Source organism: Actinophytocola xinjiangensis, assembly GCF_001921215.1.
GTDB classification, from domain to species: Bacteria; Actinomycetota; Actinomycetes; order Mycobacteriales; family Pseudonocardiaceae; genus Actinophytocola; species Actinophytocola xinjiangensis.
Window position 1 is genome coordinate 198,698 of the sequence record NZ_MSIF01000002.1, and the last position, 17,294, is coordinate 215,991.

Annotated in this window: 16 protein-coding genes; 10 read left to right on the forward strand and 6 right to left on the reverse strand. The window is 71.8% G+C overall.

The features are described from left to right. Positions 1-119 precede the first annotated feature (119 nt). From BLA60_RS05760 to BLA60_RS05770, 3 genes are all read right to left on the reverse strand, one after another. Positions 120-740: a dihydrofolate reductase family protein gene (locus BLA60_RS05760; RefSeq protein ID WP_075131685.1), complete on the reverse strand. Its 621-nt coding sequence runs from the start codon at positions 738-740 to the stop codon at positions 120-122. Positions 741-811: 71 nt separating this feature from the next. Then, positions 812-1,549 carry an enoyl-CoA hydratase/isomerase family protein gene (locus BLA60_RS05765; RefSeq protein WP_075131686.1) on the reverse strand — a complete coding sequence of 246 codons (738 nt, stop codon included), beginning with the start codon at positions 1,547-1,549 and terminating at the stop codon, positions 812-814. Between the two features lie 7 nt (positions 1,550-1,556). Beyond that, complete coding sequence (locus BLA60_RS05770) at positions 1,557-2,276, reverse strand: exonuclease/endonuclease/phosphatase family protein (RefSeq protein ID WP_075132077.1); 720 nt, start codon at positions 2,274-2,276, stop codon at positions 1,557-1,559. Positions 2,277-2,401: 125 nt separating this feature from the next. Here BLA60_RS05770 and BLA60_RS05775 point away from each other — a divergent pair, with 125 nt between their 5' ends. The 4 genes from BLA60_RS05775 to BLA60_RS05790 all read left to right on the forward strand — a co-directional run bounded on the left by BLA60_RS05775 (position 2,402) and on the right by BLA60_RS05790 (position 6,356). Beyond that, entirely contained in the window at positions 2,402-3,772 is a 1,371-nt protein-coding gene (locus BLA60_RS05775) for an alpha/beta hydrolase family protein (protein WP_154814151.1), read from the forward strand. A 79-nt stretch (positions 3,773-3,851) separates the two neighbouring features. Continuing rightward, positions 3,852-4,160: a PE domain-containing protein gene (locus BLA60_RS05780; protein WP_075131687.1), complete on the forward strand. Its 309-nt coding sequence runs from the start codon at positions 3,852-3,854 to the stop codon at positions 4,158-4,160. A gap of 10 nt (positions 4,161-4,170) precedes the next feature. After that, positions 4,171-5,559, forward strand: a complete 1,389-nt coding sequence (locus tag BLA60_RS05785) for a PPE domain-containing protein (RefSeq protein WP_162292906.1) — start codon at positions 4,171-4,173, stop codon at positions 5,557-5,559. Further along, entirely contained in the window at positions 5,559-6,356 is a 798-nt protein-coding gene (locus BLA60_RS05790) for an ESX secretion-associated protein EspG (protein ID WP_154814152.1), read from the forward strand. Before BLA60_RS05785 ends, BLA60_RS05790 begins: the two co-directional genes overlap by 1 nt. Before the next feature lie 38 nt (positions 6,357-6,394). On the opposite strand, the gene BLA60_RS05795 is transcribed toward BLA60_RS05790, so the two are convergent. The 3 genes from BLA60_RS05795 to BLA60_RS05805 all read right to left on the reverse strand — a co-directional run bounded on the left by BLA60_RS05795 (position 6,395) and on the right by BLA60_RS05805 (position 9,322). Then, a complete protein-coding gene (locus tag BLA60_RS05795) occupies positions 6,395-6,826 on the reverse strand; it encodes a hypothetical protein (RefSeq protein ID WP_075131690.1) in 432 nt (143 codons plus the stop codon). A gap of 4 nt (positions 6,827-6,830) precedes the next feature. Further along, the gene (locus tag BLA60_RS05800) at positions 6,831-8,063 is read right to left on the reverse strand and encodes a TFIIB-type zinc ribbon-containing protein (RefSeq protein ID WP_075132079.1); all 1,233 of its coding nucleotides are present in this window, start codon (positions 8,061-8,063) and stop codon (positions 6,831-6,833) included. 95 nt (positions 8,064-8,158) lie between these two features. Then, on the reverse strand, positions 8,159-9,322 hold the full coding sequence (locus BLA60_RS05805) for an SPFH domain-containing protein (RefSeq protein ID WP_075131691.1): 1,164 nt from the start codon (positions 9,320-9,322) through the stop codon (positions 8,159-8,161). Between the two features lie 148 nt (positions 9,323-9,470). Between BLA60_RS05805 and BLA60_RS05810 the strand changes: the two genes are divergently transcribed. The 6 genes from BLA60_RS05810 to BLA60_RS42985 all read left to right on the forward strand — a co-directional run bounded on the left by BLA60_RS05810 (position 9,471) and on the right by BLA60_RS42985 (position 17,292). Further along, a complete protein-coding gene (locus tag BLA60_RS05810; RefSeq protein ID WP_154814153.1) occupies positions 9,471-10,103 on the forward strand; it encodes a hypothetical protein in 633 nt (210 codons plus the stop codon). A 109-nt stretch (positions 10,104-10,212) separates the two neighbouring features. Beyond that, a complete protein-coding gene (locus BLA60_RS05815) occupies positions 10,213-11,466 on the forward strand; it encodes a hypothetical protein (RefSeq protein WP_075131693.1) in 1,254 nt (417 codons plus the stop codon). Between the two features lie 12 nt (positions 11,467-11,478). Then, entirely contained in the window at positions 11,479-11,991 is a 513-nt protein-coding gene (locus tag BLA60_RS05820) for a hypothetical protein (protein WP_075131694.1), read from the forward strand. Positions 11,992-12,105: 114 nt separating this feature from the next. Further along, complete coding sequence (locus BLA60_RS46130; protein ID WP_075131695.1) at positions 12,106-16,626, forward strand: RHS repeat-associated core domain-containing protein; 4,521 nt, start codon at positions 12,106-12,108, stop codon at positions 16,624-16,626. Then, positions 16,623-17,015, forward strand: a complete 393-nt coding sequence (locus BLA60_RS05830) for a hypothetical protein (protein WP_075131696.1) — start codon at positions 16,623-16,625, stop codon at positions 17,013-17,015. Before BLA60_RS46130 ends, BLA60_RS05830 begins: the two co-directional genes overlap by 4 nt. A 127-nt stretch (positions 17,016-17,142) precedes the next feature. Then, a complete protein-coding gene (locus BLA60_RS42985; protein WP_154814154.1) occupies positions 17,143-17,292 on the forward strand; it encodes a hypothetical protein in 150 nt (49 codons plus the stop codon). Positions 17,293-17,294 lie beyond the last annotated feature (2 nt).

Sequence of the window (17,294 nt, forward strand, 5' to 3'; positions counted from 1 at the left end):
GTCGCGAGAGCATGACGGTCCCCTACAGGAATGTGCGCCGGATAGATACTTAGCCGGGTAATGAGGCGCAGTCTACACGAGCCGGTCGCGTTCGCAACGACCTCTGTGGACGTTCTTGCTCAGGCCTCGAAAGAGCCGTAGGTGACCGGTCCGGTCCGGCGGTAGTCGCAGATGAGCGCGCCGCCGGGAGTCACGCGCGACTCGGTCAGCGTCAGCCCACCGGGCGCGCATCCCTGCTCGAACAAGCGCTTTCCGCTGCCCAGGACCACCGGGAAGATCATCAACCGGTACCGGTCGACCAGGTCGTGGCGCAGCAACGTGCGCAGCAGCACCGCGCTGCCCACGACGTGGATCTCCCCGCCGGGCCGTGCGCGCAGCGCGGCCACCGCGCCGGGCACGTCCGCGCCGAGCAGCACGGAGTTCTGCCAGTCCAGACCGGACAGCGTGCGCGAGGCGACGTACTTGGGCATCGCGTCGAGCGTGCGCGCGCCCGTGGCCTCCGGGTGGTCGTCCGGGACGTTCGGCCAGTGGGCCGCGAACTTCTCGTAGGTCCGCCGGCCCAGCAGCAGCGCCTCGGTCGCCGCGATGCCCTCGCCGATGAACCCGGTGATCGCGTCGTCGAGGTGCGGTGCCTGCCAGCCGCCGTGGGGGAAACCGTCGTCGCGGTCCTCGTCCGGGTCGCCCGGCGCCTGCATGACCCCGTCGAGCGAGAGGAAGGCGTCGACGACGATCGTGCTCACGGTGACTCCGGGATCGGGGGCGGGCCGGGGATCGCGACCCTACGCGGCGCCACTCACAGCCGACTGAGAAATCAGCGTCGGCGCAGCGACGCCAGGTACTCGCGCAGCCCGTCGGCGGTCCGCCGGGAGGCCCAGATCTCGGCGACCCGAGGGTCGTCGGTCGCCCGGTGGGCGTCGATCCGCTCCAGCGCCGGCCGGCGCAGCTGCCGTTTGGCCAGCGCGTACACCTCGGCCGGCGCCTCGCTCACCGCGTTCGCCGTGCGCAGGGCGGCGCCCAGCAACAGGTCCGGCTCGACGATCTCGTGGACCAGGCCGATCGCCGCGGCCCGCTCGGGGGTGAGTCGGGCGGGGGACAGGACCATCCGCTCGGCGCCCGGCCCGACGGCGTGGCGCATGATCTCCAGCGGGATCGTCGGGAACGGCACCCCGGCGGCCAGTTCGGTCAGCCCGATCGTGCCGCCGGACATCAGCCGCAGGTCACCGGCGGCGGCCAGCACGCACCCGCCGGCCAGCGCGTGCCCGTTCACCGCTGTGACGACCGGCCGTTCGTGGACGAACAGCGCCAGTGCCGCGTCACTGAGCGCCGGCAGGAACTCCTCGACGTAGGCCCGGCCGCCGTCGACGATCCGGGTGAGGTCGACCCCGGCGGAGAACGCGCGCCCCCGCCCGGTGAGCACGACCGCGCGCGCGTCGGCGACCTCGGCGAGCGCGGCCGGCAGGGCGGTGAGCAGTTCCAGGTCCAGTGCGTTGACCGGTCCGTGGTCCAGCGTCAGGACGGCGACGCCGTCCTGGTCAGTCGTTTCTATCATTTACCTATTAGAACGTGGCGAACATCCGGTACGCGTGGTGATCTGAGCCCCATTTCGCCAGCCGGCTGACCTTCGTGTGGCTGATCGTCGACGGTGCGTACATGTGGTCGATCGGCACGCCGCTCGCGCCGATGACCGGCACGTACTTCACCGGCGAGGGCAGGGTCATCGCCCGGCCCCGGTTCATGTCGCCGAGAACGAAGACCTTCATCGCGGGGTGGTCGCGGCGCAGTTGGGCGACCTTGTCGCGCAGGACCTCGTAGTGCTTGTTCCAGCGGGCCTGGCGCTCCGGGTGGCCGCTCCACGCCCCGGAGATGAAGTGCGTGTTGACCACGATGAACCGGGTGTCGGTGCCGGTGATCCGCAGGATGACCCAGTTGACGTAGCGGGCGGGGGTCACACCGGCCTCGCCGCCGTGGGTGCGCACGCTGCCCGAGCCGACCAGCGAGAACCGTGGGGTGCGCCAGGAGATCGGCACCGCCTTGGCCGGGCCGTCGGGCGGCAGGTAGTGGGCGTAGCCGCTGCCGAGCCGGTTGCGCATCTTGTCCCGGTCGACCGGGTCGTTGACCTCCTGCCACCCGATCACCCCGGCGAAGCGCTCGAAGCTGCCGTCGCCGTAGTGGGTGTTGTGGGTGCCGAGCGAGATCTCCGACGCCGCCGACGCCGGCACACCGCCCGCCAGCATGCCCAGTACCAGTGCGCCGATCGCGGCGATCCGTCGAATCATGGCGACCTCCTTGTGATTCATCCACATAACCGCACCAGGACTTGGTAAACAAGTCCCCTGTCCGTTCCGGCGGCGCGGCTCCGACGTCTCGACGGCGAACACTCCGCCGAGAAGGAGGACCTACCGTGAAGAAATCCCTGTTGGTGCTGGTCGCGGTGCTGACGGCCGCGCTGCTGAGCACCCCCACCGCCGCCGCGCGACCCGCGCACCGCACCTACACCGGCACCCTCGACGGCGCCGAGTACCTGGTCGAGGTGCCCGGCGACTGGAACGGCACGCTCGTGCTCTACAGCCACGGCTACTACCCCGAGAACTATCCGCCGCCCCCCGGATTCGTCATGCTCTCCACCGCCGAGGCCACCGCCGGCTGGCTGCTCGACCACGGCTACGCGCTGGCCGCGTCGAACTTCGCCCGGCCGACCGGGTTCGCCGTCGAGGACGCGCTGACCGACCAGATCCGGCTGCTGGACTGGTTCACCGACACCGTCGGCCGCCCGCGCCGCACCATCTCCAGCGGTATGTCCATGGGCGGAGGCATCGCCACCCTGCTCGCCGAACGCCACCCGCGCCGCGTCGACGGTGTGCTCAGCCAGTGCGGCGAGTACGACATGCTCGGCGCCTGGAACGCCTCGCTGGACCTCAACTTCGCCGTGCACACCCTGCTCACCGACGGCACCACCGACCTGGTTCGCGCCCGCGACCCGCAGGCCACCGTGGACGCCCTGCACGCCGGCATCCAGACCGCGCTGACCAGCCGGTCCGGCCTGGCCAGGCTCTCGCTGGTCGCCGCGCTGGCCAACATCCCCGGCTGGAACTCCGCCCACGAGCCGGCACCGGCCGACCTGTGGGACCGGATCCGCGCACAGGCCTACTGGGTGGACGCCGCCTACGTGCAGGGCACCGGCGCGCTCGGCCGGGTCGACCTCGAACGCCGCCTCGGCGGCAACCCGTCGTGGAACACCGGCATCGACTACCGCCGCCAGCTCGCCGCCTCCGGCCAGCTCGACACCGTCCGCCAGGCCTACGCCGCCGCCGGCGGTGACCTGGCCGCCGACCTCGCCGCGCTGGGCGCCGCGCCGAGGGTGCGGGCCGACGCGCGCGCGGTGGCCAGGATGTACCGCACCGGCGTCGTCCGGGGCGTCACCCCGGTGCCGGTGGTGACCCTGCACAACACGGCCGACGGCGGCGCGGTCGCCGACCAGGTCGGCTGGTACGCCGGGCAGACCGCCGACCGGCAGGTCCGGCACCTGTGGTCGGAGCGGGGCAACCACTGCGCGTTCAGCACCGCCGACGAGGTGACCGCGCTGCGCGTGCTCGAACGGCGTCTGGACACCGGCAGCTGGCCCGACACCCGGCCGGCAGCGCTCAACGCCGCCGCGTCCCGCTTCGCGCCGGAGTTCCACGTGGTGAAGGACCTGACCACCTGGACCGACCGGCAGCGCCCGCCGGCGTTCACCGCGTTCACCCCGGCGCCCTCGCTGCGTCCCTCGCGCTGAGACCGGGACCCCTCCCCAGGGACCTGGGTCACCATGGCCCGCGAACCGAACCGAACGGATCGCAGAGTCAGGGGACGAGATGGACGGCTATCGCATCGGCCAGGACGGGCTCGGCGGGGTGGCGGGGGTCTGGGCGGAACTGCGCGCCGGGCTCGCCAGCGACGCCGCTGCGGCGGCGAGGCTGGTCGCGGTGGTGGCACCGGGCCACGAGCCGGCGAGCGGGTTCGTCGCCAGCGACCAGAACAACTCCGGCACCGCCCTGCAGGCCGCGATCACCCAGATGCAGGCCTTTGTGGACAGTTACCTGGACGGCCTCGGGCAGACCGAGTCGCAGTACGAGGCCGAGGAAGCCAGCGGCAGCCGGACCTACCAGAGCGGGAGTCGATGAGATGGGCGACATGGACGGCGACAGGGACGGGTTCATCAGGGGCGCCGCGATCGGCGGCGCGGCCGGGGCGGCGGTCGCCGGACTCCCGGGGATGCTGGTGGGAGGCGGCGCGGGCGGGCTTCTCGGCCTGGCCTACGCCCAGAAGCCGGTGGTCGAGAACTTCTCCACGTCGCTGCAGAACGATCTGGCGCCGGAGACGGTGACCCTGGACGCACACCAGATCTACGTGCGCATCACCACCGGCCCCGGCTCCGGGTCGCTGGTCGAGGCGAAGGCCGCCGCCGACGAGCTGGCGAGCAGCTTCGCCGAGCGGGCCGGCCAGGTCGCGCGGGCCCGCTCGGTGGCCGCCTCGGCGTGGGAGGGGCAGGCGTCGGCCGCGGCCTCGGCGGCGGCCACCCCGCTGGACGAGAGCTTCGCCGTCGCCCGCCAGCAGCTCGCCGCCAACGCGCAGGCGCTGGACGCCGAGATCGCCGCGTTCGACCACATCCGTTCACAGGTCGAGCCGGTGCCGCCGACGCCGCCGCAGAGCGGCGTTGCCAACGCCGTGAACCCGTTCCAGACCGACACGGACGCGGCGATCAACGCCTACAACGCCATGGCGGCCAAGAACATCCAGCTCTACGAGGGCTACGTTGCCGACACCGGCGCGGCGCGCGGCCAGGTGCCGCGCGAGTACGCGCAGCCGGCGCCGCTGCTGGCCTCGGCGGCGGCGGTGACCCGCACCGGGTCGCCGATCGGGAACACGGCGGCGCCGCCGCCGCAGGTCGGTGGCGGTGGCGCGGGGGAGCCGGCGGCGGCCACCGCCGCGAACGCGGCCGGCGGCTCCGGTGCCGGTGCTGGTGCTGGTGCTGGTTCCGCCGGTGCCGGTGCCGGCGGGGGTTCTGGTTCCGGCGGCGGCGTGTCCGGGGGTGCTGAGGCCGGCCGGCAGAGCCCCTCGCTGACCACGCCCTCGGCGACCGCTCCCGGCGGGGTGCCGCTGGTGCCGCCGGTGCGCGACGCGTTCACCAGCGCGCCGCTGGCCGGTCGCCCGCCCCGGACCACCGATACCCAGCGCGGCTTCACGGCCGGTGGTGGCGGCGGTGTCGGTGCCTTCGGTCCCGGGGTGGGGGCCACCGCCGGCCCCACCCCGCGCGGCCAGGTCGTGGCCCCCGGCCCGGTGGTCGGGCAGTCCCCCACACCGGCGCCACCGCCGCCCGGTCGTGGCCCCGGTGGCGCGCCGGTGCCGCCGGCACGCGGCGCGACCGGCCCGGCCGGCATGCCGATGGGTGCCCCCGGCGGTCGCGCCAACGGCGACGAGGACGAGGAGCACCGCCGCAAGTACCGCGTCGAACCGGACGACAAGGAGCTGTTCGGTGTGGACGAGCCGTACGTGCCGCCGGTGATCGGGGACCGCCGGTGATGGCGCTGAAGGGGTCCGTGCGCACCCTGACCCTGAACCTGACGACCCTGCACACCCTGATCCGCTGGCGCCAGGCCGAACCGCACCCGGTCCTCGCCACCGCCCCGACCTGGTACGACGAGGACACCCTGCGGGCGTTGGACCGCCACGCCCACGCGGAACTGGAGGCCAACGACCGGGCGTGGCGCGGCGGCCCCGACGACGAGCTGGCGGAGACGGTCGCCGCCATCCTGCGCCCGGACCGGGAGTGGTACGGCTGGATCAGCACGACGGTCGAGGGCCGCCCGTTCCGCTACGGGCTGCTGGCGGTGGCCGCCTACCAGGAGGCGGCGCTGGTGATCCGCAACCAGGACACCGACACCGTCACCCTGTCCACCTGCCGGCCCGCGGAGCTGCCGGAGGTGTTCCTCAACCACCTGCCGGCGGTCCCGCCGGCCTCCGACGCCCCGGTTTCCGCGCCCTACCAGGACTTCCTGGCCTCCACCCAACCGGAGGGCGACGGCTTCACCGGGTTCGGCACGCTGGCCGGCGGCCCGGAGGTCGGGGAACTCAACGAGATCCTCGCCCGCCCGCGCACCGGGGGCGGGAGCCTGTACACGGCCCGCCGGGCGGGCACCCTCGGCACGCGCCGCCGCTGCCCCCACCCGGTGAACTACCTGGACACGGTGACCGGACGGTGGCTGACCCAGCTGACCACGACGGCGCACGGCACCCTCGCCACCGTCCAACCGGCCGGGCGGGACCTGATCGCCGCCCACCTGGCGGACGCCGACCGCCACCTCGGACAGGGGGAATGACGGGGAGGTGGCGTGCCGTGGCGCGCCACCTCCCTCGCTCAGCCGTCGATCTCGCGTTGGTTGCGGCGCAGCAGGTCCAGGTCGACGTGACCGGCGGCGGCCGTGGCGACGGCGGCCTCGGCCGCCGCCACCAGCGGTTCGATCCGGGCGACGACCGGCTCGCGGGCCGACGGTGGGATGGCGGCGGCCGCGATCAGCTGCTCGTCGAGCTGGCGGAGTTGCTGGTCCAGCGCCACGCGGACCTCGATCTGGGCGGCGTCGCCCAGGGGGAGAGCCTCAAGGGACCGGGTGGCGGCGACCAGACGCCGGTGGAGCTTCGCCTCGGGGGAATGGGCGCCGGCCCACTCGGGCGGTGCGCCCGGGGTGAGGGTGGCCGCCGCCCGCTGCTTGCCCCGCGCGGCCAGGGCCACGACGAAGGCCAGCACGGCCAGGACGACGACCACCAGAACCACGATGATCACGGTGCCCACCGGGTCAGCCTCCCCGGGACTGGTACACGATGACGATCCCGGCCACGACCACCAGCGCCACCAGCACCGCGATGGTGACCTTGATCTTGCTGATCGGCCGGCGGCCCTGGACCTCGCCGGTCACACCGTTGATGCACACCTGGAACGGCCGGCCCTCGTAGACCACGGTCAGCAGCCACACCGGCAGCAGCAGGTACTTGAACCGCATGTCGCGCCAGTGCGAGTTCTGCGAGTGGACCTTTTGCACGTCCCCGCCGATGTCGCGGCGGACGGTGCGGTCGATCTCGGCCTCCATCCGCTCCTTGGCCGGCTCGAAGCACTGCTCGGCGGTGCGGTCGTAGGTACGGCTCAGGTGACCGGCCACGTACTCCGCCGAGTACGGGCGGGCCTGCTGGGTCGGCCACGGCTCCAGCGCCGCCACCTTCTTCTCGTCCAGGCCCGTGTTCGCCATCACCGGGATGTCGTCGAACACGTTGTGCACCCGGCCGGACCTGGGCGACCAGCGGATCCGGGTCTCCGTCCGCTGGTTGTCACCCGACCCGACGGTCACCGTGTACCGCGTGCCGCGCTCGCCCCGGTAGTCGGTGTCGGCGGTCGCGTCGAAGGTGAAGTAGGCGATGTAGACGCTCGCGAACGACCCCGCCTCGGAGTACTTCTTGAACTCCGTCGGCGCGAACCACCTGCTCTTGATCCACTTCTCGACGACCTCACGTGCCGCCGGCTCGGCCACCTGGAAGGGCAGCACCGCGTCCACCGGCAGCCGGTTCGGGGCGTCGTGGATGTCGTCGCGCTGGATCGGGGTCGCGCAGTACGGGCAGCGGGTCGCGGTCAGCGTGCCGCCGAACGTGGTGTGCCCACCACAGTTCTGGCAGACGATCTCCTTCTCCGCGCCCGGCTGCACCTGCGCGCGGGCCTGCGCCGAACTGATCCCGCGCAGGTCGTGCTCGACGACACTGCGGCCGGCGTCCTCGATGATCGGCTGCTCGTTGCCGCACGCCGGGCACTTCAGCAACTGCGCGGAAATGTCGAACACCAGCTGCGCGCCACACTGGTGACACGGGTAGGTCCTGGTCTGTTCGGTCGTGTGCAGGGTCGCCCGCACCACCTGCTGGGGCGCCGGTGGCTGCTGGCGCTGCGGCGGTTGCTGGTGCGGTGGCTGCTGCTGCTGGGGCGGGAACGGCGGCGGACCCTGTTGTGGCCCACCGGGAAACGGCGGCGGCCCACCCGGCCCCGGCAACGGCGGCGGACCCTGTTGTGGCCCACCCGGTCCGCCCGGGAACGGCGGCGGACCCCCAGGCCCACCCGGCAGCGGCGGCGGCCCGCCCGGCCCGGTCACGGCGTGTTCCCCGGCGCCGGACCCGACCCCGGCAGCGGTGGCGGTCCGGCCGGCGCGAACAGCGCCGCCAGCGCCGGCACCGTCTGGGCCGCCGCCCACCCCGCCATCCCGTTGGTCCACACCAGCGAGGCCGGCGTGACCTGACCGGCCGCGACGAACCCGCGCAGCTGGTCGGCGGTGTACGGACCGGCGGCCTGACCGCTGATCTCCACGTGGAACTGCTGGGCCGCCGGCAACGGCGGTGGTCCGGCCGGCGGCGCGGCGGCCGGCGGCGCCTGCCCGGCGGCCATCATGGTGCCCATCTGCTGACCCAGCGCCATCCCCAGCCCGGCGCCCATCATGCTGCCGGCGCCGCCGCCGGGGTTGCGCGCCGCCTCGACCATCGCCTCGGCGGCCGCGCCCTGCTGGAGCCGGTCCATCGGGCCGACGTTGTCCAGGTAGCGGGCCTGCTCGACCCCGCGGGCGACCCCGCGGGTCATGGCCTCGGTGACCTCCTCCGGCAGGGTGATCGTCATGACGACGTCCTCGATCTTGAGGCCGAACTCGTCGTCGACGCGTTCCTGGACGTAGTCCTTGAGTCTGCCGGCCAGCTCGGTCTGCTTGCCCTGCAGGTCGATCACGCCGAGCCCGGACTCCAGCACCATGTCGGAGAACGCCTGGGTGATCACCCGGCGCAGCAGTTCGGAGATCTCGTCGGTGCTCACCGAGGAGTCGGTGCCGATCACCTCGCGCAGGAAGATCTCCGGGTCGGCGATCCGCAGTACGCACAGCCCGTTGGCGCGGACCTGGACCATGGTGAAGTCCGGGTCGCGCACGGTGACCGGGCTGGGCGTGCCCCAGCGCAGGTCGGTGATCGGGCGGGTGTTGATGAAGTACACCTCGCTGCGGAACGGGCTGCGGAACCCGTGCTCCCATCCCTGCAACGTGGACAGGATCGGCAGGCTCTCGGTCACCAGCTGGTAGTGACCCGGCCCGAACTGGTCGGCGAGCTTTCCCCGGTACACGAACACCGCGCGCTGGCCCTCACGGACGATCAGCTCGGCGCCGTTCTTGATCTCGTTCTCGTAGCGGGGAAAACGCCAGGCGAGCGTCGAGCGGCTGTCGTCGAGCCACTCGATGATGTCGACGAGCTCGCCCTTGAGCTTCGAGATGATCCCCATGCCGTTCCTTCCGGCCGCGATTGCACCAGAGGCGAGTCTAGGTGGGTGGCCGGTCCGCACGGGGCCGAAGGGGCGATGAAGTGGTGATGTCGCCACGGCCGGCGGGGGTGTCTGGGTAACATCCGCACACATGGTCGAACGTTTCGCCGTGACACGCCGTGTCGCTGCCGTGATCCTCGGTGCCCTGTTGACGCTCACCGCCTGTTCCTCCGGTGACTCCGGTGACGGTGATGATGGCGGTGGTGAGGGCGGCGGCGGGACCGCGCCCGCCACGGAGAACTCCGGTGTCTCGGCGCTGGAGAACGTCACCGGTGACCAGTTCTGTGAGCTGCTGCCCGCGGCGTCGGTCGAGTCCGCCCTGGACACCACGGTCTCGGGCAGCGAGAGCACCGAACGCGGCCGGGCGCCGGAGCGGACCACGCCGTACTTCCTGACCAGGGAGTGCGACTACGACACCGATACCTACAAGCTGTCCACCGAGGTCACCACCGAGTGGGACGAGAGCACCTCCGACGAGGACGTCCTGCAGGGAGTGTTCACCGACGCCGTCGGAGAGAACGCCGGTGGGTTCGAGCCGGTGGACGGCCTTGGCACGGTCGCGGGGTACGGAAAGGACGCGGCGCTGGCCGGGGCCGACGTCGCCGGCACCTACCTGGCCGTGGTGTTCACCGTCGGTGACGAACGGTTGTCGCTGACTCTGCACACCCTGGGCGACACCGAGTTGACGGCGCTGAAGCCGCTGGCCGAGGAGCTGCTGACCGGGCTGAGGGAAACCGGCTGATCACCCCGGATTTTCCTTCGCACAGATTCTCGTCCCGAGTGGAACGATCCCCTCCCGCCCGTGGTCGGAGGGCTGACTGTGATCACCGCGACATACTGGGGGCAACCCGATGGGCTATGAGGTCAACGAGGAGCAGCTGGGCGACTTCGGGCGTTACCTGGCCGCCGAAGCGGGCACCACGTTGCCCGCCATCGAGACGCTCGCCCGCGAGGAGGGGATGAGCTCCGACGGGTTCAAGGGCGTGCTCGAACCACTGGGGGACGTGGTCACCGGCGAGGCGTCGGTCCTGGTCGGTGAGGCGTTCAGCCTGATGCAGGAGAAGCTGTGCGATCTCGGTGACTCGGTCATCGCCGCGGCCAAGACCTACGGCTACGTCGACGAGGGCACCGCGTCGCTGTTCGAGACCAGCGGGCTGAGCGGGGACAACGGCGAGGACATCACCTTCGGGTCCGGCAACGAGAACTACGCCGAGGGCGGCTCGTCCTCGTTCCACGTCACCGCGACCGACATCGGTGAGGTCGACCGTCCCGAGTCGAGCTTCGCCGACGACGTGGACGCCGGCGCGGTGCTCGACGTGGTCAACTGGATCTGGTCGGAGTTCAACGTGGACGGCGGCAAGTCGTTCGTGGACTCCATCCTGGAGCCGCTGGCCGGCAACCCCAACAGCATCAAGGCCAACGGCGAGGCCTGGGTGAGCGTGGGCGGCAACTTCGGCCTGATGGCCTCGAACCTGCTGGACAACGCGCTCACCCTGGCGCGCGACGACTGGGGCGGCGACGCGGCCGACTCCTTCCAGGACTTCCTGTCCTCGTACTGGGAGAAGGGTGCGGTCTGGGCCGGCGAGAAGCTGGGCGAGTTCATCTCCAAGGGCTTCGAGAAGATCGCCGAGGTCTCCATCGCGATCGCGCAGCTCGCGGTCGACGCGATCAACAAGCTGCTGAAGGTCGCCGCCAAGATCGCCGCGAAGTTCATCCCGTACGTCGGTTGGGCGTGGACGGCCATCGAGTACGCGGCCAAGGCCGTGAGCCTCATCCCCGGTGTCGGCTTCGACATCGACGCGCTGCACGACAACATCATGGAGGTCATCGACCTCGCCCAGAAGATCTTCGGCCTGTACGAGTCGCTGGAGCAGGTCGTGGCGACCATGCAGGACTACTTCAACACCGCGCAGGACCTGGTCGACACCATCAAGTCGATCCCCGAGGTGAGCAACCTGGAGGACGCGGCCAGCACCCTGCAGACGATCAACGACAACATGGCGGCCCTGGAGGAGCAGCAGGGCACCCTGGAGGAGAACATCGCCGCCGCCGAGGAGTCGCTGACCGAACTCGACGGCGTGGCCGCCGACGCCGAGAACAAGTAGGGGGACCCGCACATGAACATGACTGCTTTCGGCACCCAGCAGATGATCCAGGCCGAGCGGGAGCTGGACGGCCGGATCGACTTCGCGTTCAGCAAGGCGGCCGAGCTCCGGGAGAAGATGGCCGAGGTCGACGAGAAGCTGGCCAAGGACAACGCGCCGCCCACGGCGCGGGAGGTCGAGCAGTTCCGCGCCTACATCCAGGGCCACGCCCAGACCGCGGAGTGGCAGGTCGTCCTGGAGCGCATCGCGCGCGGTGAGCTGACCTGGCGCAAGATCGTCGAGGACCTCGCCGAGAACCAGGTCGACCGGGACGTCTCGGCGGCGATGGCCTCGCTGTCGAAGGTGGCCAAGCCCTCGTTCGAGGAGTTGGTGGCCTCCGGCGTGCTGCCCGACCCGGCCGCGGTGACCGCCGAGGACAAGCCCAAGCCGGAGGAGTCGGCCAGGGAGTCGCGCCGGGCCCGCCCGGCCTACGGCGACAACGACGACGACTGGAACGAGGACCAGTCGATCTTCGTGCGGCGCTGATGCGGCGTTGATCACGGAAAACGTGTTCTGGAGACGCTGATTCCCTTGTAGGGTGGGAAAGCGGTCGGCCGAGGGTCCACTCGGTACGGATGGCTTTCACAGGGGGCGGTGCGCATGCCGGACGGGAACCCACTCCTCGCGCAGGCGCAGGACCAGACCACGGCGGTCACCGGGATCGGTATCGCGGAGTCGGCGCAGGGCCTGGCGAGCGGTATCAGCAACGGCGACTGGGTCGAGGCGGGCCTGTCGGCGGCCGGTGTGGGCCTCGAGGTCCTGTCGATGGTGATCGACCCGCTCGGCACGCTGGCCTCCTACGGGGTGTCCTGGCTGATCGAGCACGTGCGGCCGTTGAAGGAGGCGTTGGACTGGTTCGCCGGTGATCCGCCGGTGATCCAGTCCTTCTCGGAGACCTGGGGCAACGTGGCGGCCGAGGTGAACGCGGTCGCGGCCGACCTGTCGAGTCAGTCGGGTGCGGACACGGCCGGGTGGACCGGGGCGGCGGGGGACGCCTACCGGGGTCACGCGGCCGAGGCGGCCGACGCGATCGCCGGGGCCGGGACGCTGGCCGAGGGCATCTCCATCGGTGTGATGATCATGGGTGAGGTCGTGGCGTTCGTCCGCGAGTTCATCCGGGACATGGTCGGCGAGCTGGTCGGCCGGCTGATCGCGTGGGCGCTGGAGGTCGCGGCGACCCTCGGGTTGGCGACGCCGGTCGTGGTGGCGCAGGCGACCACGGCGATCTCCAAGGTGGTCAAGAAGATCACCGACGTGGTGCGCAAGCTGGTGAAGACCATCGGCAACGTCACGCCGCGCATCCGCAAGATCATTTCCAAGCTGGACGAGATCATCGCCAAGTTGGCGAAGTTGATGCGCCGGGGTGACACGCCGACCCCGAACAAGACCCCCGACGCCACCACCACACCGTCGAGCACCACCACTCCCAGCTCGACCACCCCGAGCACGACCCCGAGCACGACCCCGGACACTCCGTCCTCGACGACCCCGTCGTCGACCCCGGACACCCCGGGCACCCCGTCCTCGTCGACCAGCCCGTCCGGGACCACCAGCACACCGAGCGACGTGCGCAGCACGATCCGGGGCGAGACCGACAACCCGAGATCCACCGCCCTGGAGACCGACCGCCGCACCGGCTGCGCCGACCCGGTGGACGTGGTCAGCGGCCACATGTTCTTCACCCAGACCGACGTCAACCTGCCGGCCGCGCTCGCGCTGACCGTGCGCCGCACCCACATCTCCGCCTACCGGGTCGGGCGCCTGTTCGGCCGCTCCTGGTCCTCCACCCTGGACCAGCGGGTGGAGATCGACGACGACGGCGTGTGCTTCGCCGCCGAGGACGGCGCGCTGCTCGTCTACCCGGCGCCAACACCCGGCTCGCCGGTGCTGCCGCTGGAAGGCCCGCGCTGGCCCCTGGACCTCGACCCCGACGGCACCCTGACCATCGCCCAGGCCGACGGCCACACCCTGCGCTTCGCCGGTGTCGGGTTCACCGGCCGGGGCGCCTACCCGCTCAGCGCGATCACCGACCGCAACGGCAACCGGGTCGACGTGCTCCACGACGAGTCCGGGATGCCCACCGAGCTGCGGCACACCGGCGGCTACCGCGTCGCCGTCGACCACGACGGCCGCCGGGTCACCGCCCTGCGCCTGCTGCCCACCCAACCCGACGGCAAGGAGGTGCCGCTGACCCGCTACCGCTACGACGCGGCCGGCAACCTCGCCGAGGTGACCAACTCCTCCGGCCGCCCGCAGGTGTTCGGCTACGACGCCGACGCCCGGATCGTCTCCTGGCGCGACCGCGCCGACACCCACTACCGGTACCACTTCGACGCCCAGGGCCGGGTCGTGCGCACCGAGGGCTCCGGCGGCATCCTCAACGCCACCTTCCACTACGGCGAGGGCGTCACCACCGTCGAGGACTCGCTGGGCCACCGCTCCGAGTACCACCACAACGCGCTGCGCCAGATCGTGGCGACCGTCGACCCGCTCGGCGCCACCACCCGCTTCGAGTGGGACCGCTACGACCGGCTGCTCACCAGCACCGACCCGCTCGGCCGGGTCACCCGCTGCGGCTACGACACCGCCGGCAACCGGACCGACGTCGTGCGCGCCGACGGCACCGTGCTGCACGCCGAGTACAACGACCTCGGCCTGCCCGTGCTGGTCACCGACGGCGGCGAGGCGGCCAACCGCTACGAGTACGACCCGCGCGGCAACCTGGTCACCGTCACCGACCGCTCCGGCGCCACCACCCGCGCCGAGTACGACGAACGCGGCCACCTCGTCGGCGTCACCGACCCCTCCGGCGCGCGGACCAGCCTGGTCACCAACGCCGCCGGCCTGCCGATGGTCGTGGTCGACCCGATGGGCAACGGCCACCAGTACGTGCGCGACGTGTTCGGCCGGCCCACCGCCGTGATCGACCCGCTCGGCGGGCGCACCCGCTTCGGGTGGACCGTCGACGGCCACCTCGCCTGGCGCCGCGACGCCGACGGCGCGATGCACACCTGGCGCTACGACGGCGAGGGCAACCTGGTCGAACGCACCGACCCGGACGGGCGGCGCACCGTCGTCGAGGTCGGCGACTTCGGCCTGCCGCGCAGCGTGCTCACCCCCGAGGGCGTGCGGGCCAGCACCTTCACCTACGACACCGAGCAGCGCGTCACCTCGGTCACCAACGCCGCCGGCGCCACCTGGACCTACACCTACGACCCGGCCGGCAACCTGGTCGGCGAACGTGACTTCACCGGCCGGACCACCACCTACGCCTACGACGCCGCCGGGCAGCTGATCGCCAGGGGCAACGGCGCCGGCCAGACCGTCACCTTCACCCACGACCCGCTGGGCCGCGTCGTGCGCCAGCACGCCGAGGACGGCGACACCACCTACACCTACAACGCGAGCGGCCAGCTCGTCGAGGCGGTCAACGCCGCCGGCACCCTGTCGGTCGAGCGGGACACCGACGGCACCGTGCTGGCCGAGACGTTCAACGGCCGGACCCTGCGGTTCGGCTACGACCCCAACGGCCGCCGCGTCCGCCGGATCACCCCCTCCGGCGCGGTCGAGGACCTGGGCTACGACCCCAACGGGCACCTCGCCGTGCTGCGCACCGCCGGGCGCACCGTCGCCTTCGACCGCGACCCGCTCGGCCGGGAAACCACCCGCCGCCTGGACGGTCGCCCCGACGGCGGCCTGACCCTGGCCCAGACCTGGGACCCGGCCGGCCGGCTCACCGAACAGAACCTGCTCGGCGGCCCGCCGCTGCGCCGCCGTTTCCACTGGCGGCCCGACGGCGTCCTGGGCGGCGAGGACGACTCGCTGCGTGGCAACCGCCAGTTCGAGTTCGACCCGGCCGGGCGACTCACCGCCGTGCGCGGCCCCGCCCGCACCGAGCGCTACCGCTACGACCCCACCGGCAACCTGACCCACGCCGGCGGACAGCCCGACAACGACGCCCAGGGCGACCGCGTGTACGTCCAGGGCCTGGTCCGCGGCGCCGGGCGCACCACCTACGTCCACGACGGCAACGGCCGGGTCGTCGAGACGCGTCGCCGCACCCTGTCCGGCCGGACCAGGCTGTGGCGCTACGCCTGGAACGCCGAGGACCAGCTGGTCGAGGTCACCACCCCCGACGGGCACCGGTGGCGCTACCTGTACGACCCGCTCGGCCGGCGCTGCGCGAAGGTGCGGTACGCCGCCGACCGGGTCACCGAGCTGCTGCGCGTCGAGTTCACCTGGGACGGTGTGCACCTGGCCGAACAGCGGGCCGGTGGCGCGGTCACCACATGGAGCGTCGAGCCCGGCACCGCCCGGCCGGTCGTGCAGGTCGACCGGGGCGCCGAGGACCGCGCGGTGCGCTTCCACCACGTCGTCACCGACCACCTCGGCACGCCGAGGGAACTGCTCGACCCGACCGGGCGGGTGGCCTGGCAGTCGGCGACCACCGCGTGGGGCGTGCCGGCCGACGAGCGGCGGTCGGCGGCGTACTGCCCGCTGCGGTTCCCCGGCCAGTACCACGACGCCGAGACCGGGCTGCACCACAACATGTTCCGGTACTACAACCCGGACACCGCCCAGTACCTGACACCGGACCCGCTTGGCCTGGCGCCCTCGCCCAACCCGTACGCCTACACCGTCAACCCGCTGCGGTTCGTCGACCCGCTTGGCCTGACGGTGTGCGAGCGGTTCAACAACTTCCGCCGCCAGGTGACGCCCGGGGAACTGCACGGCGCGCCGCCGCCCTATCCCGGCGGGCGGCCGGGGCACGCCGGGTCCAAGCACGGGGTGAGCCCGCAGGTGCAGGCGTCGATCCTGAACAACCCGGACCGGGTGTTCAGCGGGCACTACGACGGGCGCAACCACCACACCAACCAGCCGTACTCGCGCGAGGTCGACATCTACTACAGCAACGGCTCGGTGGTGATCACCGAGGCCGGCAACAAGAATTCGGTGATCACGGCCTATGGCATGATCGACCAGCGGACGGCGAACCCGCGCGCGGTCGACCCGGAACAGTGGGCGGGCAACCCCAGATTCGTCGAGGTCAACCCGAGCGGCGGCGCCAACGAGGTGATCTACCCCAACCGCGAACGCTGGGAGAGGAACGACTGGCCGTGACGGGCGAGAACGCAGGGGGCCGCTGGCGCCCCACGATCGACGCGCTGGTCGCCGGCCTCGCCGAGCACTTCGGTGAGCCGGTGACCGTCGTCAACGCGAACGAGATCGACGACGGTTTCTCCTGCCTGGTGCGCGGTGCCGCGCCGACCGGCCCGTTGCGGGTGAGCTGGGAAGGTGTCCTTGGCCTGGCCGAGGTCGACGGCCGTCCCGACGTCAGCGTGTCGGTGTTCGTCTACAGCCACGGCCGTCGGGTGCGCCTGGACGACCAGCCGGGCAGCTACCTGGAACTGGTCCACGAGGGACCGCTCGACGGCGGCACGTGGCGTGAGGTGGGCTGGCTCCAGGACGACTTCGGCGAGTTCGCGGCGCACGACCGCTACGGCGGCTGATTTTCTTCATATTGGAAGAATGCCGGCGGGACATCGGACTTGACGCGTTCAGAATTGAGTTCGGGTGTTCCGGCGGTTCTCGTGGTACCGTTGTCGCTCACTATTTTCCTGTTCCGGGGAGTTCGTCATGCCGTCCGTCGATGACCAGTCGACTCCTGACGAGGAGAGTGAGCACGGCGATTCACCGGTGCTGGTCGAATTGGGCGTCGTCCGCACCGTGGTCCTCGGAAATTCGTCAAGCGGAAACAGCGACGCCAACACCCAGTACTACTGGTAGGA